Genomic DNA, 26,089 nt, shown 5'->3' on the forward strand with positions numbered 1-26,089 from the left:
GCTTTGGTTAGTTGATTAATATCATGCTTGAGGTAGCTGCGGTAAAATAGGCTACTTCGAGATTAAAACTTCCTTTTAAAAAGCAGCTATAAGAATTGAAAATTATTTATAAATACTTAAAATAACTCTCAACTCTCCTTTCTGCAGTTCTGAGTGATTTTTTCTATATTCACAAACTAGACAAAGTAAAACATAATAATTGTTAACTTATATAGCTTTGGATATTCCGTACCTGTTATGCTGAATCTTTAGTTAAACATCAAAACTTGACTTTAAAATCTAGGTTAGCAGCCTAAATTTAAAGCATAAGTATAAAATCCTAGTAATAACAACTGCTATTGATCCTTAGCAAGGGTTTCATGCTTTTTATGAAACCGATTTAGCATACTAAGTAATGAATATCCATAGCTTTATTTAAAATAAACATCAATTATTTATATTTTATTTAATTATAATTATAAAATTAACAAAGTATGATAAAAAAGATTATAGACAGATCAGATTAGAAGTTTTATATAAAAATCCAGATTCATTTGGCACATCGTATTCTGAAGAGAAAATTAAGACGATAGAACAATTTCGGTATAAAATACCAGAAAATAACAATAACTTTATTTTGGGCTGCTTTGAGGATAAAAAGTTAATTGGAATAGTTGCGTTTTACCAAGAATCAAGAATAAAACTCAGGCATAAAGCATATATTAGCAGTATATATGTTCAACAATAATATCGAAGAAAAGGTATAGGTAAATTATTACTAAATGAATTAATTAAAAGAGCAAAAGCTATCAATGAGGTAGAAATATTATTAATTTATATTATTAAAATTAATTTTTTAAAAAACAAATTTATTTATTGGGATTTCAAATATATAGAATAGAGGAAATGGCATATAAGTTTAATCATCAATATTTTGATTTAGTATGGGTTTAAAGATTAAATAAAAATATCTTAATTTTTACTGAAAATCATAATCGAGATTAATAAAAAAGGGCATTTCATTTTTTTAATCAAACAGAGACAATTTATAAAGATAGCCCTGTAAATAAAGAAGAGGTAATTTACAATGACTTGAGCCTCATCTACCGCCTGATATAGAAGTTGTCAGCGTAGATATTGAAGCAAATTTAGACGGCGATGCTAGCGATGCTGAAGTTTATTTCAGCCGTTACGAAATGTAGTGGACAAAAAAGCAGGATACTAGCGACTGGGGACTAGGGACTAGGAGCTGGGGATTGGGGATTACTTTTCCTAATACGTAATACCCAGTCTCCAGTCCCTTTGAAAATTGAAAATGGAATTAGGAACTAGCAAATGGTGAAACTAATTTTATCCGATCATCTCATTGCTGATATTAAGCCACACCTAGCATCTGATATAGATGTTGTGGAGGTGGATAGTGAAGGTAATCTTGATGGTGATGCCAATGATGCAGAAGTTTATGTCAACGGTTTTTACCTGAAAGCCTCTACCCTTGAGAAAGTACTCACAGCAGCACCCGCGCTACGTTGGCAACAGTCACCGAGTGCTGGGGTGAATCACATCCTTACCCCAACTTTTTTGCAAAAGGACATTATCCTCACTAATAGCGCAGGGGTTCATGCAATTCCAATTTCAGAATTTGTATTAGCATTCATGCTCTATCACGCCAAGAATCTGCGGAAATTGCAAACTTTGCAAGATGAATACACTTGGGTAAGAGGAGTATTTCTCGAAGAATTGGCAGACGCAAATTTATTAATTCTCGGCACTGGAAATATTGGTCAAGCGATCGCATCTCGCGCTAAAGCCTTTGGAGTAACAGTTTGGGGTAGTCGCCGCCATCCCGAACCCCTAGCAAATTTTGACAAAATTGTGGGTGCTGATGAGTGGCGATCACTGCTCCCAGCAGCAGATTATGTAGTTATTGCTACACCATTAACTCCAGAAACCAAAGGCTTGATCGATGAAGCTGCATTGCGCTCTATGCGTCAGTCTGCTTACTTAATTAACATCGCTCGTGGTGCGATCGTAGATGAAGCCGCATTACTCACTGCACTACGTGAGGGATGGATTGCGGGTGCTGGATTAGATACAGTAGCTACAGAACCTCTGCCGCCGGAAAGTCCCTTGTGGTCGTTGCCAAACGCCTTTATCACCCCCCATTGTTCAGCCCTTTCGCCACGCCTCAAAGAGCGAATAGCACAACTATTTATCGAGAATCTCAAACGCTACCAAACTGGTCAGCCCTTGCAGAATGTTGTAGACAAGCAAGCAGGATACTAAAATATGGGGGATTGGGGATTGAGAAACTCTTTCCCAGTCCCCAGTCCCCACATTTGTATAAATAAGACTAAATATCTCTAAAGAAGTAAGCAATTTTGGTGATGGAAAAATTGCCAAGCTGAAACAAAATAATATTAGGAATTTAACATCATCCGCAAAGAGAAGGACTACAATCAAAACGGACAAATGTTTCATGCTCCAATATAAGAGGATTACAAAGCTATGTCCGACTTAAATCGCGGAATTATGAAATTTGATGGTGCAGATTCCCCAAAAGTAGTCACTATCTCTACCGTGTTGCTTCTGGGATCGATCGCTGCTCTCATAATCTGGGCGCTGCAAGCGGCCTATGCGCTAAACTAAAACCATTAGTAGCTTAGAAGGACACTGGCAAAAACGGTTGCCGTCGTAGCCAAGTGTCCATTCAGCAACTAGTAATTGAATAAGAATCCAGAATCTAGAATCCAGAATCCAGAATACTTTTCCTTTGGGGATTCAAATCAACACCTAATTGTAGACTTCTAAATCTATAATTTGGAGCGCTGAAAACCCCTGTGTTCATCTCTTAGGCATACTCTAATCCATTCTGAATTCTGACGACTGGCGCCTTTATTCTTTTTGATAAAAACGCCCTAATTATTATTAAAAATTTAGAAAAACTTTAGATTTTAGATTTAAGGTTTTAGATGGAAAATTTAAATCTAAAGTCCAAAATCCAGAATGTTTGAACCTTGGGGTGTCTTAGTTATTTTAATTGTCTGCCCCCTCTTGGGCGGATTACCCCTGATTGCATGGATCACTTACACGCTAACAGGCAAGCAATTATCACAAGTTGGTACAAAAAACATTAGTGTATCAGCTGCCTTTTATCATGGTGGTAAATTTGTAGGAATTCTGGCAGTCTTGTCAGAAGCTTTTAAAGGAGTTGCGGCAGTTTTACTCAGCCGCGTTTTCTTCCCAGAGGGATCGTCTTGGGAATTGATCGCCCTGATCGCTCTGGTAATAGGTAGATACTGGATAGGTAGAGGGGCAGGTACGACAAATGTAGTCTGGGGATTTGTCGTACATGATCCTCTTGTGGCAATATTTGTATCCTTCTTTGCAGGAATTAGCTTTACAATTCTGCAATCAAGAAAGGTAGTAAAATTTGGAGTTTTGCTTCTCTTTCCTCTGTTTGTGGCACTTCTCCACATTAGTGATATCCCCAGAATGGTTGCTGCTATAGCCTTAGCTGGTTTAATGGGCTGGATTTATACTAAAATTCCTGATGATATGAATCTGCCAACCCAAGAGGCACAAACAGAATCTCTTGCGATGTTGGAATTTTTACGCGGCGATCGCGCGATGGTTTCTCTAGATGAAGAGTTAGATGCTGCCATTGTCGGAGAAAAGGCCGCTATATTATCTCAAATTAAGCGCTGGGGCTATCCAGTCCCTAAGGGATGGGTACTCGCCCCAATCGACGATCCCCAAGTGTTGATAGAATTTCTCCAGCCATCAGAATTATCTCCCTTGGTGGTGCGTTCTTCTGCCATTGGAGAAGATTCATTTCAAGCTTCTGCGGCTGGACAGTATGAAACAGTTTTAAATGTTACCAGTCCAGAGGCATTACAATCAGCGATCGCTCAAGTTCAAGCTTCCTACAATCAACCATCTGCCGTGCAATATCGGCGCAATCGCAGCTTAAATGATACAGCAATGGCTGTGTTGATTCAACAACAAGTCCAGAGTGTATATTCTGGCGTAGCTTTCAGCCGCGATCCCATTACTCAGCAAGGTGATGCGATCGTTATTGAAGCCCTTCCAGGTAGCCCCACGCAAGTCGTTTCGGGAAAAGTCACACCAGAACAATATCGCGCTTTTGTAATTGAAACAGAAAATTCTTCCTCTGTACAACTAGAGGGTCAAGGACGAGTCCCACAAGCATTAATTAAGCAAGTTGCATACTTAGCTTATCGACTCGAAAAACGTTATCATGGCACTCCTCAAGATATCGAATGGAGTTATGACGGTCAAACACTCTGGGTGTTGCAATCTCGACCGATCACCACTCTACTACCCATCTGGACACGCAAAATTGCCGCCGAAGTGATTCCTGGAGTAATTCATCCCTTAACATGGTCGATTAATCGTCCTTTAACTTGTGGAGTTTGGGGAGAATTTTTTACTCTAGTTTTAGGCGAACGCGCTTTAGGATTAGATTTCACAGAAACAGCAACTCTGCATTATTCCAGAGCCTACTTTAATGCATCCCTCTTAGGAGATATTTTTCTCCGCATGGGATTGCCGCCGGAAAGTTTGGAATTTTTAACCAGAGGAGCTAAATTAAGTAAACCATCCTTACAGTCAACTTTGCAGAATTTGCCAGGACTAGGGAAGTTGCTCAGGCAGGAATTAAGTTTAGAAAAAGACTTCAAGCAGGATTATCACAAACGTTTCATTCCTGGATTGTCGCAGTTAGCCGAGGAAGATATAGATAACTGGGAACCAGCCAAGCTGCTAAAAAGAATTGACTTTATTCTAGAGTTGCTACGTCATGGAACATATTACAGTATTTTAGCTCCCTTGAGTGCTGCCCTCCGCCAGGGGATTTTTCGGGTGAAGGATGGGCAAATTGATAATAGCGTTACTCCAGAGGTAGCGGCATTGCGATCGCTAAGTGCTTTAGCAACAGATGCCAAGCAAGTATTGGTTGAGTTTGAGCCACAACAAGTATTTAAGCAATTAAAGCAAACCCCAGAGGGAGAAAAGATCCTGCGAGAATTTGACGAATTGCTTCAGGATTACGGTTATTTAAGTGAAGTGGGAACAGATATTTCCGTTCCTACTTGGCGGGAAAATCCCCAGATGATTAAGCAGATGTTTGTGCAGTTAATGCAAGGGAACGAACCACAATCAGGCGCTAAAGACGCAATTAATAGCATTTTTGCTGGTAAACGCAAACGTGGATTTGTGCAACGGCGTGTGGATATCAAGGGACGAGTTAGCGAAGTTTATTCACGGCTTTTGGCTGAATTGCGGTGGAGTTTTGTAGCTTTAGAGAAGATTTGGTTAAAGTCAGGTTTACTCAAGAAAACAGGAGATATCTTTTTTCTAGAATTTGATCAAGTACGGCGTTTAATTGTGGATGACGATTCTAGGTTAATTGAGGAGTTAGATGAGTTAGTGGAATTGAGGCGATCGCAATTTGCCCAAGATAGTGAGATCATTCAAGTACCCCTTTTAGTCTACGGCAATACACCCCCTCACCCCTTAGCTCCCTCTGAACTTTACTCTGACCAAATATTACAAGGGATTGGAGCCAGCCAGGGACAAGCTGAAGGCAGGATAAAAGTGTTGCGAAATTTACAAAACGTGCCGGAAATTGATCGAGATACGATTCTGGTAGTACCTTACACAGATTCCGGCTGGGCACCTTTGTTATTAAGGGCTGGAGGATTAATTGCCGAAGCTGGTGGACGGCTTTCTCACGGTGCGATCGTTGCTCGTGAGTATGGAATTCCCGCAATAATGGATGTTCGAGGTGCTACATGGCTACTGCAAGATGGTCAACGGGTAAGGATTGATGGCTCTAGAGGTATTGTGGAATTATCTAACGATTTAAGACCCGAATGATTACCACTTCTCTCAAAGACCTACCAGAAGAATTTGTTTCTCACAATGCCGAAATCAAGAAAAAGGTGATGCTACGCTTCGGTGATTTGCCTCACCTAACTAACTTTTCTCAAGCACGTTTTGCTCCTGGACAAACCGCACCAGCACACGCGCATCAAGATATGTGCGAAATATTCTTTGTGGAAGCTGGTTCGGGAGTAATTCATATTGATGGTACACAATATCCCTTGCTTCCAGGGATCTGCGTAGCGATAGAACCGGGAGAAGTACATGAAGTTGTTAATAGTGGCTCAACTGAGCTTGTTTTAACCTACTTTGGTTTGCGAGTGGAAAAATCAGCGTAATTATTTGGAATACAAGATAGAGTGAGGGCACAAAATTGTTATGCTCTCATAAAAGTTTCGGATGTTGCTTATAAACAAAGATAAATTTGTACAATCCTAATATACCAAGGGTGTCGCGCCGCGCATTTGACGTAAAGAATTTATACAAGCAGGACAATCGCAGCCAAATAAGTTGATTGCCACATTGCTTTCTTCATCATTGAACTCCAGCATGGGAGCCTTTATCAGGAATATGCTTCCCCTACCTGCCTCGACCATCAATTTTGGCTTGACATAGTACTAGTTAAACTGATGCGCGTCTAGATTGTACATTGCAATTGTTAAGACTCTCATGCAGTCAATGGTCATCTGTCCTTTTAAATACAAATGACTAATACTTCGACTACGCTACTTCGGCTGCACCTTTCGACTTACTTCGACTACCAAGAGTACAAGTCGCTCAAGACAAGCGAGCGTACAAGTCAGTACAAGTGACTTTTGACTAATGACAACTCTTACGAGTAAATATACAATTTTATTTGCCTAACAGCTTACTTTCTGCGTCGCTCTTGCATTTCTTGCTGACGCATGGGCATAGCATCGATTTCCTTAAAAATTGCTGTCGCCTGCACTGGTGTAGCATCACTGCGCTTAACCCCACCATCTTTACCCACCAAAATCACACGGAAATTTTCTTTGTCAACCCCAAAGCGATCGCGCAACTTGGCAGCAGAAGAGTCATCTATTGGCTGTCTGTTGGCATAACTTTCATCTGTTGCCAAAACCTGAACGAGAACTAAATCCCGATCTGCAAAATCCTTGTTATGCTTTTGCAATAGTTGCATTTGCTGCTGATAGATATGGTTATCAACAGATGGTGCAAAGACTAGTAGCACACGGTTTTTCCATTTTTGGGAACTGAGGTTGAATGAAGACATTTTGATAGCATGATTGGTTGAACCTTGGACAGTATCAGCTTTGCTAACTGGCGACAGGACTATACACACTAATAGGGTCAGGGCAATTAATACTGAATTATTCACAATGCGTTCTTATTTGTTTTCTATCCTCTCAACCTATCATTATCCCCAATTTTTCTCTATCTGTTGATGGTTTAGTATTAGGTAAGTAGGTCGGTGAGAATTACTCAAATTATAGCAGCCTGATAGTTTATCAAAATTACACTTCTTAATCACGCCAAACATTTTGTTAGCTTACTGTTCGGTATAGCGACGCGGCGTATAAACCCAGATATTTCCATCGCTGCGCTTGATGGTTTGGGTTTTTGTGGAACCAACGAGAATAATTGTCCGCATATCAGCGCTTGCTAGTGCTAACTGGTCAAGTGTAATCACTCTTACTGTCTGTCCTGGTCTACCGAGATTCCGGGCCAACACTACTGGGGTATCCGGTGTTCTATGTCGCAGCAAAATATTTCTCGCTTCTGCCAGTTGCCAGGTACGCTCTTTGGAAACAGGATTGTAGAAAGCAATTACGAAATCAGCCTCAGCAGCAGCAGCAATTCGTTGTTCGATCATAGACCAAGGCTTTAAGATGTCAGAGAGGGAAATAGCACAGAAGTCATGTCCAAGGGGCGCACCAATGGCGGCGGCGGCTGCCTGCATGGCTGAAATACCTGGTGCTACATGAATGTCGATAGTGTTCCATTCGGGTAAGGCATAGCGATCGCATACTTCAAAAACTGCTGTTGCCATTGCATAGATACCTGGGTCGCCAGATGAAATTACAGCTACATATCGCCCAGATGCTGCCAAATCAAGGGCCATTTTTGCCCGTGCTTCTTCTTGGCGGTTGTCAGACTCATGCCGTTGCTTACCATCAGCCAGAGAACCGACTAAATCTAAATAAGTTTTATAACCCACTAGGTCAGTTGCCGACTTGAGTATCTCCTTCACTTCTGGAGACATCCACTGCGATCCACCAGGACCCGTGCCAATAATCGCTAACCGTCCGCGTGGTTGACCGATGGTGTTGGGGTCAATTGGTTGGGGGGCAATGGCGATCGCTATATCGGGAGATGAGGAAGTAATGGGGGATGTGCCTGTGGCGGCGATCGCAGCTGCTTGGGCGAGGCTATAACCTTGTGATAACAGACTTTCTAGCTGATTTGGGGTAAAAAAGCGGGCAGGCACTCCCAAGGCGCTAGCTACGGCGTGGATTGCGGGATCGGCTGCGGCGGTGATGGGTGCAAATATCCCGGCGACTGATGCTCTTTCTAGTGCAGCATCAGCTAGTAGCTGCTGTACTAAAGTTACTGCATCATCAATGATGTCACTAATTGCGATCACTATAGTTGCTGGGTGGTAGACAAGGCAGTTGGCTGTAGGAATCACCAAACGTTCCGTAACTTGGATGGTCAAATCTCCCTTTGGATTTATGGGCAGTTTACTATCGCTCAACCAAGATGCTATACCTTCTAGTTTGACTTGTGCCCCGGCTAGCAAATCTGAGATAAATTTCTTAGCATCGTCTGGGTTTGCTAAATGGTATCCGGGGGGAGGAGATAACAGCGTTGTGCCCAAACGTAAATCGCCTGTGGTCGTGATTGCAGGTTTGACATCAAGCGCTTCGGCAATGCGACGGGCCAAATCGTTTACCCCACCAAGTCCGCCCAACAGAGGGACAACAGCACTACCATCTTCAGCCACAGCTAACACTGGTGGTTCCTGTTGTTTATCTGAGAGTATGGGAGCTAGCGTCCTAATTAAAATGCCGGCGGCACAAATCCCAATTAGCGGCGTTCCTTGGGCAAATAACTTGCGCAACGTTTCGCCAAAGTTAGTAAAGCTGACATCAACTCCCGATGTGCGACCCGCTAGACCGTATAATGTCGCCCCTGGTAGGACTGTGATGATTTTGCGTGCTACTGTCACGCTATTTTGACCTAGTATTACAATGGCGGGTGCAACGTTCATCAACATAAGTAGATATCTTGCAAAATTTGATATCCTTCAAATGAAAGCACAGATTTAAATCTGCTCAAAAACCTATTTTGGGTTTATCCCATATTAGGTTTCAGAATTTAACTGAGTTCAGCAATATTTCATAACTCCCATTGAGATCGAATAAACCATCGCCAGAAAAAAGGCAAGTGAAAGTGCCTAAATCAGTTTTCAGCGAAGAGTACAATTGGTTTCGCCAGCTACTTATCGAAGCCCGGAAAGCTGCCAAGCTCACTCAAGCAGAGTTGTCGGCAAAGTTAGAGCTTCCGCAATCCTATGTATCAAAGTATGAACGTGGAGAGCGTCGTCTTGACGTGATTGAATTTTTACAAGTTGCTCAAGTCTTTGAAATAGACCCGCTTGCTTTTATCGAAGAACTGCTGAAATACCAAAAGGAGACATAATAATCATTATTCAATATATTGACTTTAACACAGCAGATACAATCATTAATACCCAATACCAGAACGAATGGCATGAGATTATTACTACTCTCACTAGAATGCCTTTGCACATCAAGGCTTCAGATCAAGCTGGAATTCAGGGTAATGCAATATTCGATCCAGTAGGTACAAACGAATACATTAAAGCTGCCTTTATTCATGATGGTTGGCAATCAAATATACCTATTCCAGTAGCTTACAGATTTTTGGGTACAGAGGTTGATTTTGCCAAAGCTGGCATTATCATTGAAATTCAATTTTCTAATTATCCCTTCCTACTGAATAACACTTTGCGCTCAGAATTGTTCTTCAAAGCTAAAACTGAATTTGTTGGATACCCAACTAATCTGGTAATTCTGGTGACAAAGGCTCTGATGTTTCCTGCTTCCAACAGCACTCTTTATTACGAGCAAGCTGTTAATCAGTTAACAGCTTTGACTAAATACCAAGTTTTTGATGTACCAATCAGACTGGTTGGATTATTTGAACAACAAAATACAATAGTGCCTATCATCTGGACTGAGTATTCGTCTAAAAGATATTCTCGAACGGTGAATACTAGAGTTAATCGCCAATGTCAAATTGTTGCTGGACGTTCAGCCCGTAGTCGTTGTCTACTTAACTTATTGTAAGAATTAATCTATTAACTCCATAATCTCAATTCAATTTGTTCTACATCTTCTACTGGTTTTACTATTTGATTTTGTAAAGAGGTTTTTTTGCCATTCCCATTAAGCTTTGGATCTACTGGAATTTCTTCACCTCTTAGATTAGCTGTAAAAGCAGATTCTTCATAGATTAATCTATCTTCCATTTCTTGCAAGTGATGCTCTTCTGGATAAATTTTTGCTTTGCTGCGTTCTGAAGCTTTATTTCCTACTTGCACATCAAACTTAAATTTATCAATAGATTGACCAGTTTTTTCAACATAATCGCGCAAGGTTTTTAAATTTGGAAAACAACCATTTTTATCTGGATTGCCACTAAGACGATGCAACGCAACTTGATGATATTTTGGTTCAATTTCTGACCCAATAAAATGGCGTTCATGATCTCTCGCAACCACTGCCACAGTACCAGAACCTATAAATGGATCTAAAACAATATCATTTTTGTTAGTTGTAGCTAATATAATTCGAGCTACTAAGTCTTCTGGAAATTGGCAGGGATGTATAGTCTGTTCTTCATGGTTGTGTTTAACATTCCGAAATAGCCAAATATCACCAGGATTTTTCCCTTCTGGATTGCATGAAAGTTCACCTTTCCGATTTCCCTGATAATGTTTCTTATTTTGATACTTCTGCGGAACTCTAATAGCATCTAGATGAAATTTATAGTTATTCGATTTAGTAAACCAAAGAATAGTTTCATGTCTACAAGAAAACTTTTTTTGGGCATGAAGACCATGTTGCCTAGCCCATATAATTCTGTTGCGAGGAATTAATCTGCATAACTCTAAAATCGGAAAAAAGCGAATATCCAGAGGAATCAGCATTCCTCGGTCAGAAAAAGCACCAACTTGCCAAAATAGCGAACCTGTATTTTTGAGAATCCGGCTACATTCAAGCAAAACGGCTGTTTGTTCTGCCAAATAAATCTCAAGAGCCTGCCTTGATTCGTATTCTTTGCCTAGATTATAAGGTGGAGAGGATACAATTAAGTCAACACATTCATCTGGCAGATTACTAAGCAGTTGTAAACTATCCTCTAAGAGAATCTGGTCTAAGGGTAGATTCTCTTTATTAGTCTTCATTACGATACCTACCTTACAAGTAATACTAGAATTAAGTGAGCATAACCTATTTTAGGTTATTGACCAATTATTCAGCAAAATATTAATAGTAAGTAGAGTACAATACCCTCTCTATTTACTTTAATGATCTATCTTGCTGCCGTGGACATATTTCAAGGTGATACCTACGGTGAGCTACGCTAACGCAACACAATTATAAATACAATTATCACACTGTTGGAACGCTTCGGGTTAAAATCTTCATCACTTTGCCTGGTTCAGAAGCAGGTAAAAGTGGACTCCACTCACTAATTTGTGCAAAACCGATTTTATAGAGTGTGTTGATAGTATTGGTTACAGTCTGGCGCAAACCAATAACAAGAAAACTAACAGGTTCTCGGTCTGAATCTATTTGTATGGAAGGTACAGAGCTTTTGTTCATTAGAGTTGACCCAAATTGTTACTAAAAGTTATGTTCGTGATTACAAACATAACTAGCTTACCATCTTGTTCGTAATTACAAACATTTACTTGGTTATAAGCCTCTGACAAAATCGGAGGCATGGCAAAAGCAGGAAAAGCCCTCAAACAGGTTCTAGAAATTTATAGGATCACCCAAAATCGATTGGCTGTAGTTATGAAAGTCAATCGTTCTAGTGTTTTTGGGTGGGTGAATGAGGTTGCAGATCCACCAGGTGATACAGTAGTAAAAATTCGCAAAGCACTACAGGAAATTGAGCCTGCTGCGGCTGAGGAGTTTGTCAAGCTGTTCTGGGGAGATTTAGACGAGGAACAGTCGTAATTTGAGGATGTATATAGCGATCGCCTCTTCAAAAAAAATGCGATCGCTTCTTGTTTCAATTAGCTTTACGCTCTTTAAGGACTTGATCTAGCAAGTTTCTAGCAGATTGTGCTTTAGCCAACGCTATTTGATGGTCATTATAAGCCCGAACAAGGCGAGAAAGACTGCTCACACCTGTCTTGAGTTGCTCAAGTTCTTCACCAGCAACCAGTTCACCATCCAGCATTCGCCCAATTAACGGTTTGATGTCGCCCACTTCCTGGCGGACTTTTTGGAGTTTTTCTAGGCTACTCAGTAAGGTTTTGAGTGAGTTCAAGATGTCATCAATATCCTGCACATCCTCTACTGCTTCCGGTAAATCTTCAATTGTCACTGTATCTTCATCTGATATTGTAGGCAATTCCTGTGCAGACATTTCAGTTTTAACCCCGTTTGACCGTGCCATCAAAGCTTCCTCAAGGAATTTCTCTTAGTGTATCGCTTACTTTTGGCAAAATTACTTATCTTATAACAGCCTGCCTCATTTGTGCCTCTTCTCGAACTGTTAAAAATGGTCCCATCCACAACGGTAAACAAGGGTTCGTAGGAAAAGAAACGTGGCGATTTTCTCGCGTCCATCACTTGCGTAGCTTGCTGTCGTTGCGATCGCACCAATGCCCAAAATCGATGTCAAGGAAAAGGTAGCCATCCATTGGTGAGAATGAGGAGCATTGTAGGCGATTTTGAAAGAGGTAGCAGTGTGGAGAGCATCAGGGGCGATCGCAGTCCACCACACCCCTGATGAGAGCGAAGGAATATCTAACGCCTGTAGACATCGTAGAATAGGAATACTAAAAAGCTTTTGTCAACTTATCAATTAGAAAAACGATGAATTCACAAGATAAAAACTGGGAAAATTTATTTGGACATATCACGACAGAAGGTGGTGCTTGGCACGGAATATGGACGGTGTATTCTCCAGATAAAGAAGTTCTAAATTCATTTAAAGCTATCAGAAAATTTCAAGCTAATCAAGAGAAAACATTGATTACCCAAACTAATAAATACAGCTATTCTGATGGAAGCGAATCAGAAAAAACCTGGCAGATAGAAAAGCAAATTTGTAGTCAACCTGATGGAGTCATTTACCCAACATTTTTGTCTATGAGGGCAGTGTCCTTTGGTGAGGGTAACAGTGCCTGGGTATCAAAAAAACTGGAAGCTGGAAAAAAATTTGCTACAGAGTTATTTTTCCGATATCAAGATTGGCGAACTAGTGTAGCTATTATCTATGCTGAGAGCGGCGATTTAGAGAAAATTACGATAATTAGCGAGCATCTAAATAGCTTTTCCAATAGACCAGCCAAAGCAGAAATAGAAAAGTTGTCTGGAAAATGGAGCGGACAAAAAGAGTATATGAATAGTGATTTACAAATATCGGCTTCAGCAGAAAATCAAGAGCTTGTGTTAGAGCCAACAGAACAAAAAAATAAGACGATATATTTCCCAAATGATATTACTGTCAATGTACCTGAAAAGGTGAATATTGGAAAAGAAATTGAGATAGTATCTGGTAAGCTGGTTACGAAAAACGAGTATAGAAGACTGACAGCTAAATATGATAATTTAGGAGCATTCGCCATGTTGATTTCCGAAATTTTTAGGCTACAAAAACAATAAAACCAAACAAGGGTCAAGCCTCAACTTTCAATCTCAAAGGCTCATCTCCCTACTGCCCTATATTCAGCAATTTCGCCATACCCAACCGTTGCAGTTTGCCGGTAGCACCACGAGGTAGTTGATCCAAAATGTGAATTTGCTTAGGAACTTTGAAGTCTGCCAGCATGGTTGAACAATAAGCTAAAAGTTCTTTTTCGCCGACTTCTGCTTTGAGGACAACAGCAGCATGGATATCTTCTCCTAAAGATTTGTGGGGGACGGCAAAGGCTAAGGCTTCGGCGACGGCGGGATGGCGCAGCAAAACATCATCTACTTCTAAAGGAGAAATTTTTTCCCCGCCCCGGTTAATCAATTCTTTAATGCGTCCAGTCAAGCGGAGGTAGCTGTCTGCATCCAGTGTACCCTGATCGCCTGTGCGGAACCAACCGTTTACAAAAGCTGTGGCGTTAGCTTCTGGGTTGTTTTCGTAGCCATCTATGACATTGGGTGCTTTTACCACCACCTCGCCCAAGCTTCCTTGAGATAATAAGTTGCCTTCAGAGTCCATAATGCCGACTTCCACACCAAAGCCATAACCTACAGTACCTGGTTTCCGCACTTTTGGCGGTAGGGGGTTGGTGGTCATTAAGTGAGATGCTTCAGTCATGCTGTAAGATTCCACCACGGGAGCATTAAGAGTTGCCTCTAGTTGTTCAATAATAATTGGGGGCAAGGGAGCGCTACTAGAACGAATGAAGCGAAAGCGATTAGCTTTGACAATTTCTGTGTTGCGGCTAGCGCGGGCCAAAATTGTCTGGTGCATGGTTGGCGCTGCGGAGTACCAGGTAGGTTTGTAAGTATCTACCAGTTTCCAAAACTCCAGGGCATTAAAACCATTGGGACAAATTAATGTGCCGCCGGATGCTAGAGTTGCCAGCAGACAGCCCACCAATCCGTGAATGTGGAACAGGGGCATTAGGCAAAGTGTAGTGTCAGCTGCTGTGAGTGAGTAAGCACCAATGATGTTGTTGGCTGAGGCGATTAAGTTGCGATGACGAATCGGCACACGTTTGGGACGGCTGGTAGTGCCGCTAGTGTGGAGAATCATCGCCAGATTATCGGCATTGGGGGCTATGGGATTCGAGGATTCTGCTGGTTCTGAGCCTGTTTTAACTAATTCAAAGCTCAGTGTACCGTCAGTGTTTACCTTGACATTAATCAGCATCATGTCGAGTGTGATGGCGGCAATGGCTGCTTTTGGCGACTCAGACAACGTAATCAGTGCTTTTGCTTGGATATCTTCGTAGTAGAAGGCAAATTCTTCTTGTTTGTATTTGGGATTTAAGGGTGCAGCAGTGCCACACAGGGCGACAGCCAAAAAAGTAATAGCCATTGGTGAACCGTTAGTCATGGCAATGGCAATGCGTTCGCCCCGTTTCAATCCAAAGCTATTGAGTTGGGATACCAGTCCAACAATATTCTCGCGCAATTGCTTATAGGTTAGCGATCGCCCCTCAGGTGTAACAAGGGCTAAATGATTGTCTTCCCCTGCTAAAAGCTCAAATATGTTCATTAGTTTTTTCGGTCTGTCAACAAATGATTCAATCAGTTTTAAGAATAAAGTACACGCCACGGGTAAACAACGTTTAGCCCGTCCTTTGCAACATGGTAATCTTTATTACATTAAAACTTTTAATTACTATCATTGACAAATACATAACTTAATCATAGTTTAAATAGGGTGTGCGGCACATAAATATTTGATAAATTTATCTACCCTAAATAAGCTCTTTTGTTATGAGTCCTATAAAGATTACTATGTTAGGCGAAGGCTTGGAGCGGCAAGGTGGAATAGTTTCCGTGCAAAAGCTCATCCTTGAAGAAGCTACTGAAGCTACTTCTGATATTAAATTTACACATATAACTACTTTACCGAATGGCTCTGCCCTCCAGAAAATATTGGTGTTTGTGCAGGCAATAGGGGAGTTATTTTGGAATTTATTAAATAAAAAAGCCGACTTAATCCACGTTCATGTTTCAGAGAGAGGTAGTGCTTTTCGTCACTCAATCACTAGTCTTGTTAGTTGGCTATTTCAAAAACCGCTAATTATTCATGCTCATAGTGCTGACTTTCATCTTTTTTACTCTGAGCTTCCTCAATTGCTTAAGCAATGGCTCAGTTGGTCTTTTAGTAAATGTACCCGTTTTATCGTTTTATCAGATAGCTGGAAAAAATTCTATATTGAAAATCTTGGTTTAAAGCCAGAGCAAGTTATTGTTCTTCCTAACGCGGTAAGAATTCCTGCCCAAATTCCACAACGTATAGATTCAGACCAAGTATTTTTCTTATTTCTAGGGCGTATTGGTCAGCGCAAAGGTGCATTTGATTTAATTAACGCATTCGCTTCTATACCTGCCCAAGAGAAAAGTAAAGCAAAGTTGGTTATGGCAGGGGATGGAGAGGTAGAAAAAGCTCGTAGTTTGATTCAAAGTCTAAATCTTGTTGACTACATCACTATCCTTGACTGGGTAGACAAAGAAAAACGCGACGAGCTTTTAGCTAAAGCTGATGTATTTGTTTTACCTTCTTACAACGAAGGTTTACCAATGGCACTACTAGAAGCAATGAGCTGGGGTTTAGCTGTCATAACTACTAAAGTAGGAGGAATACCGGAAGTAGTGACTCAAAATCAGAATGGTTTATTACTTAATCCGGGTGATATTCAACAGTTGTCAGAGGCAATACAATCTTTAATTGCCGATAAAAATTTGAGAATATCTCTAGGAAATAATGCACGGATAAGTGTTAAACATTTGGATATAAACAATTATCTTGCATCCTTAAAATATATTTATGCATCAGTCGTAGGTTAAGAGCCATATTCTGAAAAAAGCTTGTCTAAATTAAACAAAAAGGAAATAACAATGCATACTAAAACTTTCCCTGAAATAAAGTTGTTTGATACAAGATTCCATAAAGTTAAAGTACAAGAATTAATCGATTATTTAGTAGAAGCAGTCAAAAGTCCTAAGAAGACAATTGTCGAAAATGTGAATATTAGAGCGATGAATTTCGCTTATGAAAAATCTTGGTATCGAGATTTTTTAAATAATGCAGATTTAGTATTTTGCGATGGATTTGGTGTATTGTTAGCAGCTAACTTAAGCGGTTATTCGCTGAATTCTGCACATCGGATGACAGCACCAGATTATATAGAAGATTTAGCATTAAAATGTGAAAAAGAAAATGTTTCTTTATTTTTATTAGCTGGAAAACCCGGCGTAGTGGATGAAGCAATTACAAAGTTAGGATCAATTGCACCAAACCTTCGGATAGGTGGGCATCATGGTTACTTTGAGAAATCAGGAAAAGAAAATGATTTAATTATAGAAAAAATTAATAATTTTCGACCCGATATTTTATATATTGGTTTTGGTATGCCATTACAGGAGCGGTGGATTTTAGATAACTTCAATAAAATTGAAGCTCGTGTATTTTTACCCTTAGGCGCATGTCTAGATTTTTATACTAATTCTACATATCGTGGTCCAGAATGGCTAACGAATAGTGGCTTCGAGTGGTTAACACGCTTAGTTACCGAACCGACTCGTCTATGGGATCGTTATATTATAGGTAATCCATTGTTTTTTTATCGTCTATTTAAGCAAAAAATCGCTCAAAAATTGGTAGCAAATCGCTAAAAAAAATATAATTCATAATTGATAATTGAGTGTAGACTGCGCTACCCATTTATTAATTATGAATTAATAATTATTTGCTCAGGGTATAAGTAATATCAAGTTCGGATAATCACTTATAATTAAGATGCCCTTGTTTTTGGCCACTAGCGGTAGTAAGTTAGACCAGAGATAAAATCATGCTGTGTCATCAGTTTCTGACAACGAAGCACTAATAGAGCTTTCAGACAAAAGATATGATTTTAGCCATAATGTTAGAAAATAAAGCGACAAACCCAGTTTCTGTGCCTTGTTTAAAAGTTGGCTGAAATTTTTCTTTGACCAGAGTGATGAAAGAGCGATAAGACAGTCAAGTATTCCAAACCCTTAATTTTAGGGTCTGTTATCCACTTCTACCTTAATCTTCTGGCGAGGACAGCGCCAACTCGCACCACCAAGACCAATGTTAGTGCAAACTTCAGCTTGCATTGCATCCTCTGAGACATGATCAGGCTTGTAGAATCGCCAACGACCTTGATTATCCGGTCCTGACTCTGCTCTGAGTTAGCTTTAGTTATTTCTACAACCCAATTGCTAAGAACTTGCATCAACCGAAGAACATTTTTTGTGCAATAGTCTTTGGAAACAGTTTATTGCTGCTCTCTCCCTTTTTTATTCACTTTTGCTTGTCAGCCAATCAAACTTTATCGGTCTGCGATCGCGGTTTTATCAAAAACCTGGCTTTAAATATCCGCTTTATGAAAAATGTAGTGAGTATCTAGTATAACATATCATTAATCGCCTTTTTTCTCAAGTAAGTTGACGACAGAAATAAAAAACTCCATTCCGCAAGTGGCGTGGAGTTTTTGGGCATGGGGAAGATCGTACTGCCACTATACCCTGCTTGGCCTAAGCGACGGGGAGAACAACCTCGTCCACCCACGGAGTGCGTAGCAAGATGAAGTCCGGGGATGGAGTTTCCCGTCGCTTTCAATAAAAAGTTAAAATTAAGTAAATAGCTAATCTAAACCATGTTTGCCATTATCAGCAATCATAAAAATCTTATTAACAGGTAAACCTATTAATAAAATATGGATCGTCGGAATTTTCTAAAGTATGTCACTTTAGCAGGATCTAGCTTTACCTTAACTAGTTGTTCTCAAGGCAAAAATTCCAGAGCGCAGAGTGAAGTATTTCCCTCAGCATCGCCTGTTGCGGTAAATGAACCTCTTAAGGTGGGATTTGTTTATGCCGGCCCTGTGGGTGATTTTGGCTGGACTTATGCCCATGATTTAGGTCGCAGAGACATGGAAGCTAATCTTCAAGATAAGGTAAAAACTACCTTTGTAGAAAATGTCAACGAAGGTACTGACGCCCAAAGAGTGATTCGCCAACTTGCATTAGATGGTAATAAATTGATTTTTACAACTTCCTTCGGGTACATGAACCCAACAATTAAAGTTGCCAAAGACTTCAATGATGTTGTATTTGAACACTGTAGAGGATACAAACGTGCTGCCAATGTCGGCACTTATCTGGGACGCTTTGAAGAACCGCGTTACTTAACCGGCATGATTGCTGGCAAAATGACAAAATCAAATATAGTTGGTTTTATTGGCGCATACCCAATACCAGAAGTAATTCGGGGAATCAGTGCATTCACCCAAGGAGTAAGGTTAACAAATCCTCAAGCAAAAGTTAAGGTACTTTGGGTACAAAGTTGGTACGATCCAGCTAGAGAAAAAGAAGCGGCTCAAGCTTTGGTGAATTTAGGTGCAGATGTACTGACACAGCATACCGACTCTAGTGCTGTTGTCCAACTGGCACAAGAAAAAGGTATTTATGCTTTTGGCTACAACACTGATATGAGTAAGTTTGGTCAAAAAGCCCACCTGACATCAGCTATTAACAAATGGGGCAAATTCTATACAGATAAAGCCTTGGCTGTAATGACTAATACTTGGAAGTCACAAGAGGTTTGGGATGGTATTGGTCAAGGAATGGTGGATATTTCCCCAATGAATCAGGAAATTCCAGAGGATGTGCAACAACTTGTGAATGCGAAGCGCGATGAGTTTATTCAGGGTACTGCACATCCTTTTGATGGCCCAGTGAAAGATCAAAATGGGGTGGTGCGAGTGCCAAAAGGTAAAGTTTTGGAGGACCAGAGACAACTGGCGATGGATTGGTATGTTGAGGGAATTGAAGGGTCAATTCCAAAAGGAAAATCTTAGTACTGCTTTGAATTCCCCATTTGTGTAGCGTCTCCAAGAGTTGGGGTTGACTTTTGCCTTACCTCACTAGTGGTGCAACTTGTCAAATAGCCATGCCAAAGCACCATTAACATCAGTAACCTGCTCTCCTGGTGGTATGGCTGGACGATTTACCATAACAACGTTTACGCCGAGTTCTCGCGCTGCAATAATCTTGGCTTTTGTTGCATCGCCACCGCTATTTTTACTTACTATGGTATCAATCTTGTTATGAATCAGGATTTGCCTTTCATTATTGAGGGTAAAGGGTCCGCGATCGCACAATATCATTCCTAGTGGCACTAAAGCATCATCACTAGGAGGGTCAATCATCCGCATCAGAAACCAAATTTTATCTAGGTGAGCAAAGGCGGCGAGTTCTTGCCTGCCAACTGTCAAAAATACTCGCTGTGCATGGTTTTGCACAGATGCGGCTGCGGCTTCAACACTGTTAACTTCAATCCAGCGATCGCCACTTCCTTTTTCCCAAGGGCGGCGTATTAACATCAGACGGGGTACTCCGACTTCGGTTGCAGCATCTGCCGCATTGAAAGAAATCTGAGTAGCAAAAGGATGGGTTGCATCAATTAATAAGTCGATTTGCATTTGACGCAAATAGCTAGCCAATCCAGCCACACCACCGAAGCCTCCAACCCGTAAATCGCCTAACGGTACTGATGGTTCACGGGTGCGCCCAGCTAGAGACGTGATTGCTTCTAACCTTTGGATAGTCGCCACTTTAGCAGCTAGTTCTGCGGCATCTCCCGTTCCACCCAGAATCAAAACGCGCATCATTAAGATAAAGGTGGAATTTTTGCCAAAATGCCCTTTTTCAGCGCTTCAGGACGCTCTGACCAAGGCAGTAAACCATTTGCTTTGGCATAGTATTGACTAGCACATTCTAGTATCGCAGATGCACTGTCATCGACAGCTAAATCACCAAATAAATATGTTAATTTGCCCTTGGCAGCAAAAGCAACTACACAGGAACGATTACAAGCACTCATGCATTCAACTTCCTGAATTGGAAATTGATCTCGTAAGTCCCAATCTTGTGCAAGCTGCTGAAGTTGAGATAGAAGTTTTTGACCGCCACTTTCACCTAAGCGTTTTCTATCTTGCCAAACGCTAGCACAAGTTTTGCAAACAAATAAAGTATGGTCAGCAACACCCAAGGGACTAGTCGGGGAAATATTTACAGTAGTAGTCATCTGTACCTCGCAGATATGTGGAACTGATAAATCTATCTCGGCAGGCATCCTGACTTACTCAATTTGGGATTTTAGATGGCATCTCAAATGGGTTTACAGTTGCGGGACAGCGCCGGATTTACACCGAACTTTAAGGGTTACCTCTGGTAGCTGCTCCCCACCAGAACCGAATAACCTTATCGATCATACACCCTAGTCGAATGGTACTTCTCTTATAAGATGGATTTACACACTTTATCTTGCTTTATCAAGAAAGTATGTGTTATTATAGATAATTGTGTGGTTAAGGACGTATAGCTCAGTTGGTTAGAGCGCTACGTTGACATCGTAGAGGTCACTGGTTCGAATCCAGTTACGTCCATTTTTGCTGTAGAGTGCTAATTATTTGTCATTGTGACTTTGCCCGTAACTTTGCCGCCCCTTATTGTTCCAATAAGGGGCGGCAAAGTTATGCTTCTAATTCTACATCTGTAGAGAAAGAAGCTAACTAAGTCTGCCCTTTTAAGTTTAATGGCTTTACACTCCAATTTCACGTCGTGTTTCATTTAAAGCGGCACGAACTTGTTTGTAACGGAGATATCCAGGATGAGCCATTATTTCAGACACACGAGCTTCTAAAAGGTATTCCTGCATTTCTCACAAGCTTGAGGGGAAAAAGAACTTGTACAATAACTCTCCCCTGCTGAAGAGCATAAGCGCAGACTTTGAGAGATGTGGTGAGAAATCTGGACCAGATGTTGGGTTTTAAGAGCTATATTCTCCATAAGAGCTTTATCAACGCAAGGATAATTAATCGCAAAATCATAGCTACAAAGCGGTCTTTGCTAGCAACGCCGCTTTAAAAGTTGAACTTTGGAGCGATCGCATGGCTTTGTTTCCTCCTCACGAATGGCGTAGACCGTAAAGGCTTGTCGTAGACATCACCTTACAAATAGAGATGTAAGTTATATGCGATGATATTACCAATAATATTGGCTAGTTTGTCCTGTCCTTGGTAAAGATACTCTGACAAAGCACTTGCTCCTATCAAATAGTAGTTGACTTGATGAAAATCATTGCAAGTAGCTTGATTCCGTGATTTTAGCAAGTACATAAACAGTTATCGTCTGTGTAGCCAGAAGATTTGTTGAGATTGAAAGCAAAAATCTTTTTTAGATTTTTCTCAACTTTGTTGGTAATATTCAATCTAAGTTCAATAATGTACCTGATGTCACAACCCCAATTAAAGAAACATTTATCTTGAAGTGAGATTGTTACAGAGTTTTGGATAAAGGGTGATAGGTTTTTCACTTATCTTTTATACCTTGACTCAAAGCGCGTAGTCAGTAATAGATGAGCAAGTGTGTGTGAGGAAGTTTCAATGAAGCCGCAGAGATTAAACTATTTTTTTCGATATATTGTATTATTAATTACTTCGGTAATGGGAATGTTTATAGGGAAACTTCCACCTGCGATCGCTGGATCGATTAGAACGGCAGAAATATCAGATTATCAGCAGCAACTATTACCTCAAGAAACAATCACAAACTCAGTTGTACCTATCAGAAAAATTCGCAGTTTCAAGCAAATAGAGCATCTGTTTACCGATGCCCAAAAGTTAGTACAGTCGTCACCTATACCCTCCGAACAAGCACAAGTTATACCAGTAACGGCAGTGAAGTTCAATAGTACAAGTAAGGGTTTAGAGGTGATTTTACAGACCGATGTCAACAGCCAACGCTTGCAGCTAACTCCAAAAACTGAGGGTAATTCCTATGTTGCAGACATCCCTAATGCTCAGTTGCGCTTGACTAGTGGTAATACATTTCGGCAATCAAAGCCAGCACCAGGAATTACCGAGGTGATTGTTACTAACATTAATGTTAATACCATACGGGTGACAGTTACAGGTGAAGTGGGTGTACCAGCAGTAGAGTTGTTTGACAGTCCTGAAGGATTAGTTATTGGGGTGACAAGTACCACATCCACAGCACAGCAACCAATACCTTCACAGCAAAAACCGCCAAATAGTGAAAACCAAGCACCGATTGAACTAGAGGTGATAGGATCGCCGGATACAGGCTACAACCCTACTGATGCAAATGTGGGAACTCGAACTAATGCACCGCTACGCGACATTCCTCAGACAATTAATGTTGTTCCTCAACAGGTTATCAAAGACCAACGCGCTCTCACCATTGGGGAAGCGTTAAGAAATGCTGGTGTAGTAGGCGGAGGTACTTTTGCTCAGTCAGACAGATTAATTCTTCGAGGCTCTGGTACTACTAATATTCTTACCGACGGTTTGAGGAATTATTTTGCTGGGGCCAGAGACCTAACTAGCATTGGCAATGTTGAGCGAATTGAGGTGCTGCGAGGCCCGGCTTCTGTACTTTACGGACAAGGAGACCTAAGCGGAACAATTAATTTAGTCACCAAGCAGCCTTTAATAGATCCTTTTTATGCAGCTTCTTTTTCTGTGGGTAATTACGACACTTATCAAGGCACACTTGATTTATCTGGACCGCTGACAACCGATAAAAGTGTTTTGTATCGCCTCAATGGTTCCTACCTAAGTTCCAACGGTTTTGTTGATTTTTATAGCCAGCAGCGATCGCAGATTGCCGGGGCGCTAGCATGGAATATTGGCACTAACACGAAACTGACTTTCTATACAAGCTATGCCGATTTTAGTCGTAGCGCTTACTATCAAGGGATAGCTACAAAAGGAACTTTGTTTTTTAATCCCTTGGGTAAACTCCCTCGAACTCGATTTTTGGGTGAACCAGACAAAGAAAACCAAGACACTTCAGACACTCGATTGAGTTACAGACTAGAGCATCGCTTCAATGATAACTGGTCTTTGCAGAATGCTTTCCAAGCAATTTTTACCAAATATAGTAATGATTTGAAAACACGTCCCATAGAGCTATTACCAGACAACAGAACCTTAAGACGAGATGTATTTACTAATCCAGGAGGTGTCAACTACTATGTTTATGATTTAGATACTCACGTTGCAGGGCGGTTTAAAACTGGAAATATTGAACATCAAGTTGTTTTCGGGACAGAGTATGCTTGGAACCAGTTTTATGGTGTTCAAAACAGGTATGATTTCGCTTCTATTGATATTTTCAATCCTGTTTATGGGAATACAACACTTGGTAAACTTCTTAGTTCCAATGGAAGTGGAACCAAAGTGGATAACTTGGGTGTATACGCTCAGGATTTGATTGCCTTGTCTGAAAACCTGAAACTAGTTTTAGGCGGTCGTTATGACTGGTCATCGCAAACAAGCTATACGGTCTTTGACTTATTTGGTTCTCCCTCTTCAAATTCATCAGCGAGCGAAGCTTTTAGTCCTCACCTTGGTATAGTCTATCAACCGATTAAACCGCTTTCGCTCTATGCTAGCTACAGCCGCTCTTTTATTCCCCAGACTAGTCGCACTGCTAATAACGAGTTGTTTAAACCCGATCGCGGAACTCAATACGAAGTCGGTGTCAAAGCTGATTTGCTCGGTGATAAACTTTCAGCTAACTTAGCTCTTTTTCAGCTAACTGAATCTAACGTTCCTACGGTCGATCTAAACAATCCTGATTATTATATCCCCGTAGGAGAGGTCAACACTCAGGGTGTGGAGTTGTTTGTTACAGGTGAGATTTTACCAGGCTGGAATGTCATTGGTTCCTATGCATACGCCGATCCTCGAATTACAAAAAATAATAGTACTCCTTCGCCTGTCGGCAAAGCACAAACCGAAGTGCCATTGAATCAAGCTAGTCTCTGGACGACATACACGATTCCCCAGGGTAATCTGCAAGGGTTAGGGGGTGGTATTGGGGTGTTTTATGTTGGCGATCGCTTTATCGATACCCTTAATACTTTGAAAGTACCCAGTTATGTCAGAACTGATGCTGCTTTGTTCTACCGTCATTCTAAATTTGATGCAACCCTCAACTTCGAGAATTTATTTGACCTTGCATATTTTGAAAGTGGTAATAACACATCAGTGACTTATGGTAGTCCATTCACTGTTACTCTGACATTGGGATGGAAATTTTGATTGACCATTGACAATTAACGGTCAGCCGCTACCAATAGTTATGCTTATCCGCGTTATTTCTGTTTTTTGCCTTTTGTCATTGTGTGCTTGCAGCTTGTTTTCACACCTACACAACCCCTTACTTAAATTACCATCCCAAGCAGATGTTCACATAGTCAAACATACAATGGGTGAAACAGCAGTTCCCCTGCACCCCCAAAAGATTATTTCACTAGATCCCCAATCGACGGAAGTAGCTATTAGCTTGGGAGTAAAACTCTTCGGCTATCCTCAAAGAGAAATACCAGCATCATTGCGGCGTTCTGATGCTGTAGACATTGGCTTGCCACCTAACTTTGAGAAAGTTCTCTCTTTAAAGCCCGATTTGATCGTAAGCATCGATTTCGGTTTTTTAGAAAGCTACAGTTTATGGTCGCATATTGCGCCTACTGTTGTATACCAAATTACCAAAGATGTAGCAGGCTGGAAAAGATTATTTATGCAACTAGCCCAAGCATTAGGTCAAACACAAAAAGCAAAACAAATAGCAGCGCTTTACAATGCGCGAATAGCCCAATTTAAAGCAAGTATGGGCGAAAAACTTAAACGAATTCAAGTATCCGTTGTACATATTTTTCCAGGTAGGATAATTATCCGCACTGAAAACTCGTTTTCTGGTTCAATCTTACAGGAGCTTGGTTTAGACCGTCCACTCTCGCAAAAACCGAGTGCTGTACCAGATTTTACTAAGATATTTGGTAATACTAGTTGGTACTTTATATCCCCTGAACTTCTGAGTTTGATAGATGCAGATGTTTTATTTGTTATAACTTCTAACTTTTCTCAACCCAACGATGCAAAGCTGGCAGTTCAACAGTTAACAACACAACCTTTATGGTCAAAACTCAATGTAGTCAAGCAAGGTAAAGTTCATATAGTAGGGCAACATTGGCTGGTTGGTTATTATTTATCTGCAAATCAAGTGATAGATGATATGTTTAAGTATTTAGTGGAGAACAATTGATTGAGTTTTTGTTAATTTAAACAAATTAGCATTGACTACGGCAGAGTTATTGTGTATTAGTTAGTTTCATTGGTTTTGTCAAATATTGCACTAAATCATCTATAATTCGATTTGCAGAG

21 protein-coding genes, 1 tRNA gene and 1 riboswitch are annotated in these 26,089 nt (G+C 40.6%); of the genes, 13 read left to right on the forward strand and 9 right to left on the reverse strand.

Translation table 11 applies throughout. The annotated features are described in order from the left end of the window. Positions 1-1,314 precede the first annotated feature (1,314 nt). The 3 genes from V7L20_RS21390 (at position 1,315) to V7L20_RS21400 (ending at position 6,224) form a co-directional block, all read left to right on the forward strand. Positions 1,315-2,265 carry a D-2-hydroxyacid dehydrogenase gene (locus tag V7L20_RS21390; RefSeq protein WP_334746004.1) on the forward strand — a complete coding sequence of 317 codons (951 nt, stop codon included), beginning with the start codon at positions 1,315-1,317 and terminating at the stop codon, positions 2,263-2,265. Between the two features lie 720 nt (positions 2,266-2,985). Continuing rightward, positions 2,986-5,880 carry a glycerol-3-phosphate acyltransferase gene (locus V7L20_RS21395; RefSeq protein WP_334746005.1) on the forward strand — a complete coding sequence of 965 codons (2,895 nt, stop codon included), beginning with the start codon at positions 2,986-2,988 and terminating at the stop codon, positions 5,878-5,880. Then, positions 5,877-6,224, forward strand: coding sequence for a cupin domain-containing protein (locus V7L20_RS21400; protein WP_334746006.1), 348 nt, complete (start codon positions 5,877-5,879; stop codon positions 6,222-6,224). Before V7L20_RS21395 ends, V7L20_RS21400 begins: the two co-directional genes overlap by 4 nt. A 530-nt stretch (positions 6,225-6,754) precedes the next feature. On the opposite strand, the gene V7L20_RS21405 is transcribed toward V7L20_RS21400, so the two are convergent. After that, a complete protein-coding gene (locus V7L20_RS21405) occupies positions 6,755-7,246 on the reverse strand; it encodes a DUF4174 domain-containing protein (RefSeq protein ID WP_334746007.1) in 492 nt (163 codons plus the stop codon). A 171-nt stretch (positions 7,247-7,417) separates the two neighbouring features. Next, entirely contained in the window at positions 7,418-9,145 is a 1,728-nt protein-coding gene (gene cobJ, locus V7L20_RS21410; RefSeq protein WP_334746008.1) for a precorrin-3B C(17)-methyltransferase, read from the reverse strand. A gap of 170 nt (positions 9,146-9,315) precedes the next feature. On the opposite strand from cobJ, the gene V7L20_RS21415 reads away from it, so the two are divergent. Further along, complete coding sequence (locus V7L20_RS21415; protein WP_334746009.1) at positions 9,316-9,570, forward strand: helix-turn-helix domain-containing protein; 255 nt, start codon at positions 9,316-9,318, stop codon at positions 9,568-9,570. Positions 9,571-9,614: 44 nt separating this feature from the next. Continuing rightward, on the forward strand, positions 9,615-10,241 hold the full coding sequence (locus tag V7L20_RS21420; RefSeq protein ID WP_334746040.1) for a restriction endonuclease: 627 nt from the start codon (positions 9,615-9,617) through the stop codon (positions 10,239-10,241). 11 nt (positions 10,242-10,252) lie between these two features. On the opposite strand, the gene V7L20_RS21425 is transcribed toward V7L20_RS21420, so the two are convergent. Further along, the gene (locus V7L20_RS21425) at positions 10,253-11,362 is read right to left on the reverse strand and encodes a DNA-methyltransferase (RefSeq protein ID WP_334746010.1); all 1,110 of its coding nucleotides are present in this window, start codon (positions 11,360-11,362) and stop codon (positions 10,253-10,255) included. A gap of 208 nt (positions 11,363-11,570) precedes the next feature. After that, positions 11,571-11,783, reverse strand: coding sequence for a hypothetical protein (locus V7L20_RS21430; protein ID WP_334746011.1), 213 nt, complete (start codon positions 11,781-11,783; stop codon positions 11,571-11,573). 120 nt (positions 11,784-11,903) lie between these two features. Between V7L20_RS21430 and V7L20_RS21435 the strand changes: the two genes are divergently transcribed. Beyond that, positions 11,904-12,143 carry a helix-turn-helix domain-containing protein gene (locus tag V7L20_RS21435; RefSeq protein ID WP_334746012.1) on the forward strand — a complete coding sequence of 80 codons (240 nt, stop codon included), beginning with the start codon at positions 11,904-11,906 and terminating at the stop codon, positions 12,141-12,143. 55 nt (positions 12,144-12,198) lie between these two features. On the opposite strand, the gene V7L20_RS21440 is transcribed toward V7L20_RS21435, so the two are convergent. Together V7L20_RS21440 and V7L20_RS21445 are read right to left on the reverse strand one after the other, a co-directional pair. Further along, entirely contained in the window at positions 12,199-12,588 is a 390-nt protein-coding gene (locus V7L20_RS21440; protein WP_334746013.1) for a hypothetical protein, read from the reverse strand. 99 nt (positions 12,589-12,687) lie between these two features. Next, on the reverse strand, positions 12,688-12,918 hold the full coding sequence (locus tag V7L20_RS21445; RefSeq protein ID WP_334746014.1) for a hypothetical protein: 231 nt from the start codon (positions 12,916-12,918) through the stop codon (positions 12,688-12,690). A 92-nt stretch (positions 12,919-13,010) separates the two neighbouring features. Between V7L20_RS21445 and V7L20_RS21450 the strand changes: the two genes are divergently transcribed. Further along, complete coding sequence (locus V7L20_RS21450) at positions 13,011-13,802, forward strand: DUF3598 family protein (RefSeq protein WP_334746015.1); 792 nt, start codon at positions 13,011-13,013, stop codon at positions 13,800-13,802. Between the two features lie 49 nt (positions 13,803-13,851). Here the strand turns inward: V7L20_RS21450 and V7L20_RS21455 are convergent, their stop codons facing one another. Then, positions 13,852-15,354: an acyl--CoA ligase gene (locus V7L20_RS21455; protein ID WP_334746016.1), complete on the reverse strand. Its 1,503-nt coding sequence runs from the start codon at positions 15,352-15,354 to the stop codon at positions 13,852-13,854. Positions 15,355-15,578: 224 nt separating this feature from the next. Here V7L20_RS21455 and V7L20_RS21460 point away from each other — a divergent pair, with 224 nt between their 5' ends. The 3 genes from V7L20_RS21460 (at position 15,579) to V7L20_RS21470 (ending at position 19,693) form a co-directional block, all read left to right on the forward strand. Next, positions 15,579-16,655, forward strand: a complete 1,077-nt coding sequence (locus tag V7L20_RS21460; protein ID WP_334746017.1) for a glycosyltransferase family 4 protein — start codon at positions 15,579-15,581, stop codon at positions 16,653-16,655. A gap of 51 nt (positions 16,656-16,706) precedes the next feature. Then, entirely contained in the window at positions 16,707-17,483 is a 777-nt protein-coding gene (locus tag V7L20_RS21465; protein WP_334746018.1) for a WecB/TagA/CpsF family glycosyltransferase, read from the forward strand. Positions 17,484-18,550: 1,067 nt separating this feature from the next. After that, positions 18,551-19,693, forward strand: a complete 1,143-nt coding sequence (locus V7L20_RS21470) for a BMP family ABC transporter substrate-binding protein (RefSeq protein ID WP_334746019.1) — start codon at positions 18,551-18,553, stop codon at positions 19,691-19,693. A gap of 66 nt (positions 19,694-19,759) precedes the next feature. Here the strand turns inward: V7L20_RS21470 and V7L20_RS21475 are convergent, their stop codons facing one another. Together V7L20_RS21475 and V7L20_RS21480 are read right to left on the reverse strand one after the other, a co-directional pair. Continuing rightward, positions 19,760-20,503: a cobalt-precorrin-6A reductase gene (locus V7L20_RS21475; RefSeq protein WP_334746041.1), complete on the reverse strand. Its 744-nt coding sequence runs from the start codon at positions 20,501-20,503 to the stop codon at positions 19,760-19,762. A 2-nt stretch (positions 20,504-20,505) separates the two neighbouring features. Further along, positions 20,506-20,922: a DUF1636 family protein gene (locus V7L20_RS21480; protein ID WP_334746020.1), complete on the reverse strand. Its 417-nt coding sequence runs from the start codon at positions 20,920-20,922 to the stop codon at positions 20,506-20,508. A 22-nt stretch (positions 20,923-20,944) separates the two neighbouring features. Further along, positions 20,945-21,102: riboswitch (cobalamin riboswitch) on the reverse strand. 107 nt (positions 21,103-21,209) lie between these two features. On the opposite strand from V7L20_RS21480, the gene V7L20_RS21485 reads away from it, so the two are divergent. The 3 genes from V7L20_RS21485 to V7L20_RS21495 all read left to right on the forward strand — a co-directional run bounded on the left by V7L20_RS21485 (position 21,210) and on the right by V7L20_RS21495 (position 25,970). After that, positions 21,210-21,283, forward strand: a tRNA-Val gene (locus tag V7L20_RS21485). 999 nt (positions 21,284-22,282) lie between these two features. Continuing rightward, on the forward strand, positions 22,283-24,967 hold the full coding sequence (locus tag V7L20_RS21490) for a TonB-dependent siderophore receptor (protein ID WP_334746021.1): 2,685 nt from the start codon (positions 22,283-22,285) through the stop codon (positions 24,965-24,967). Positions 24,968-25,133: 166 nt separating this feature from the next. Beyond that, a complete protein-coding gene (locus V7L20_RS21495; protein WP_334746022.1) occupies positions 25,134-25,970 on the forward strand; it encodes an iron-siderophore ABC transporter substrate-binding protein in 837 nt (278 codons plus the stop codon). The last annotated feature ends 119 nt before the right edge of the window (positions 25,971-26,089 follow it).

The sequence above is a fragment of the Nostoc sp. genome (assembly GCF_036916735.1).
Classification (GTDB): Bacteria; Cyanobacteriota; Cyanobacteriia; order Cyanobacteriales; family Nostocaceae; genus Nostoc.

Excerpts from the sequence above, each read along its gene's own strand:
- V7L20_RS21390 (WP_334746004.1), top strand. The coding sequence starts at position 1,315 with ATGGTGAAACTAATTTTATCCGATCATCTCATTGCTGATATTAAGCCA.
- V7L20_RS21395 (WP_334746005.1), top strand. The coding sequence starts at position 2,986 with ATGTTTGAACCTTGGGGTGTCTTAGTTATTTTAATTGTCTGCCCCCTC.
- V7L20_RS21400 (WP_334746006.1), top strand. The coding sequence starts at position 5,877 with ATGATTACCACTTCTCTCAAAGACCTACCAGAAGAATTTGTTTCTCAC.
- cobJ (WP_334746008.1), bottom strand. The coding sequence starts at position 9,145 with ATGTTGATGAACGTTGCACCCGCCATTGTAATACTAGGTCAAAATAGC.
- V7L20_RS21425 (WP_334746010.1), bottom strand. The coding sequence starts at position 11,362 with ATGAAGACTAATAAAGAGAATCTACCCTTAGACCAGATTCTCTTAGAG.
- V7L20_RS21430 (WP_334746011.1), bottom strand. The coding sequence starts at position 11,783 with ATGAACAAAAGCTCTGTACCTTCCATACAAATAGATTCAGACCGAGAA.
- V7L20_RS21435 (WP_334746012.1), top strand. The coding sequence starts at position 11,904 with ATGGCAAAAGCAGGAAAAGCCCTCAAACAGGTTCTAGAAATTTATAGG.
- V7L20_RS21440 (WP_334746013.1), bottom strand. The coding sequence starts at position 12,588 with ATGGCACGGTCAAACGGGGTTAAAACTGAAATGTCTGCACAGGAATTG.
- V7L20_RS21450 (WP_334746015.1), top strand. The coding sequence starts at position 13,011 with ATGAATTCACAAGATAAAAACTGGGAAAATTTATTTGGACATATCACG.
- V7L20_RS21455 (WP_334746016.1), bottom strand. The coding sequence starts at position 15,354 with ATGAACATATTTGAGCTTTTAGCAGGGGAAGACAATCATTTAGCCCTT.
- V7L20_RS21460 (WP_334746017.1), top strand. The coding sequence starts at position 15,579 with ATGAGTCCTATAAAGATTACTATGTTAGGCGAAGGCTTGGAGCGGCAA.
- V7L20_RS21465 (WP_334746018.1), top strand. The coding sequence starts at position 16,707 with ATGCATACTAAAACTTTCCCTGAAATAAAGTTGTTTGATACAAGATTC.
- V7L20_RS21470 (WP_334746019.1), top strand. The coding sequence starts at position 18,551 with ATGGATCGTCGGAATTTTCTAAAGTATGTCACTTTAGCAGGATCTAGC.
- V7L20_RS21475 (WP_334746041.1), bottom strand. The coding sequence starts at position 20,503 with ATGCGCGTTTTGATTCTGGGTGGAACGGGAGATGCCGCAGAACTAGCT.
- V7L20_RS21480 (WP_334746020.1), bottom strand. The coding sequence starts at position 20,922 with ATGACTACTACTGTAAATATTTCCCCGACTAGTCCCTTGGGTGTTGCT.
- V7L20_RS21490 (WP_334746021.1), top strand. The coding sequence starts at position 22,283 with ATGAAGCCGCAGAGATTAAACTATTTTTTTCGATATATTGTATTATTA.
- V7L20_RS21495 (WP_334746022.1), top strand. The coding sequence starts at position 25,134 with ATGGGTGAAACAGCAGTTCCCCTGCACCCCCAAAAGATTATTTCACTA.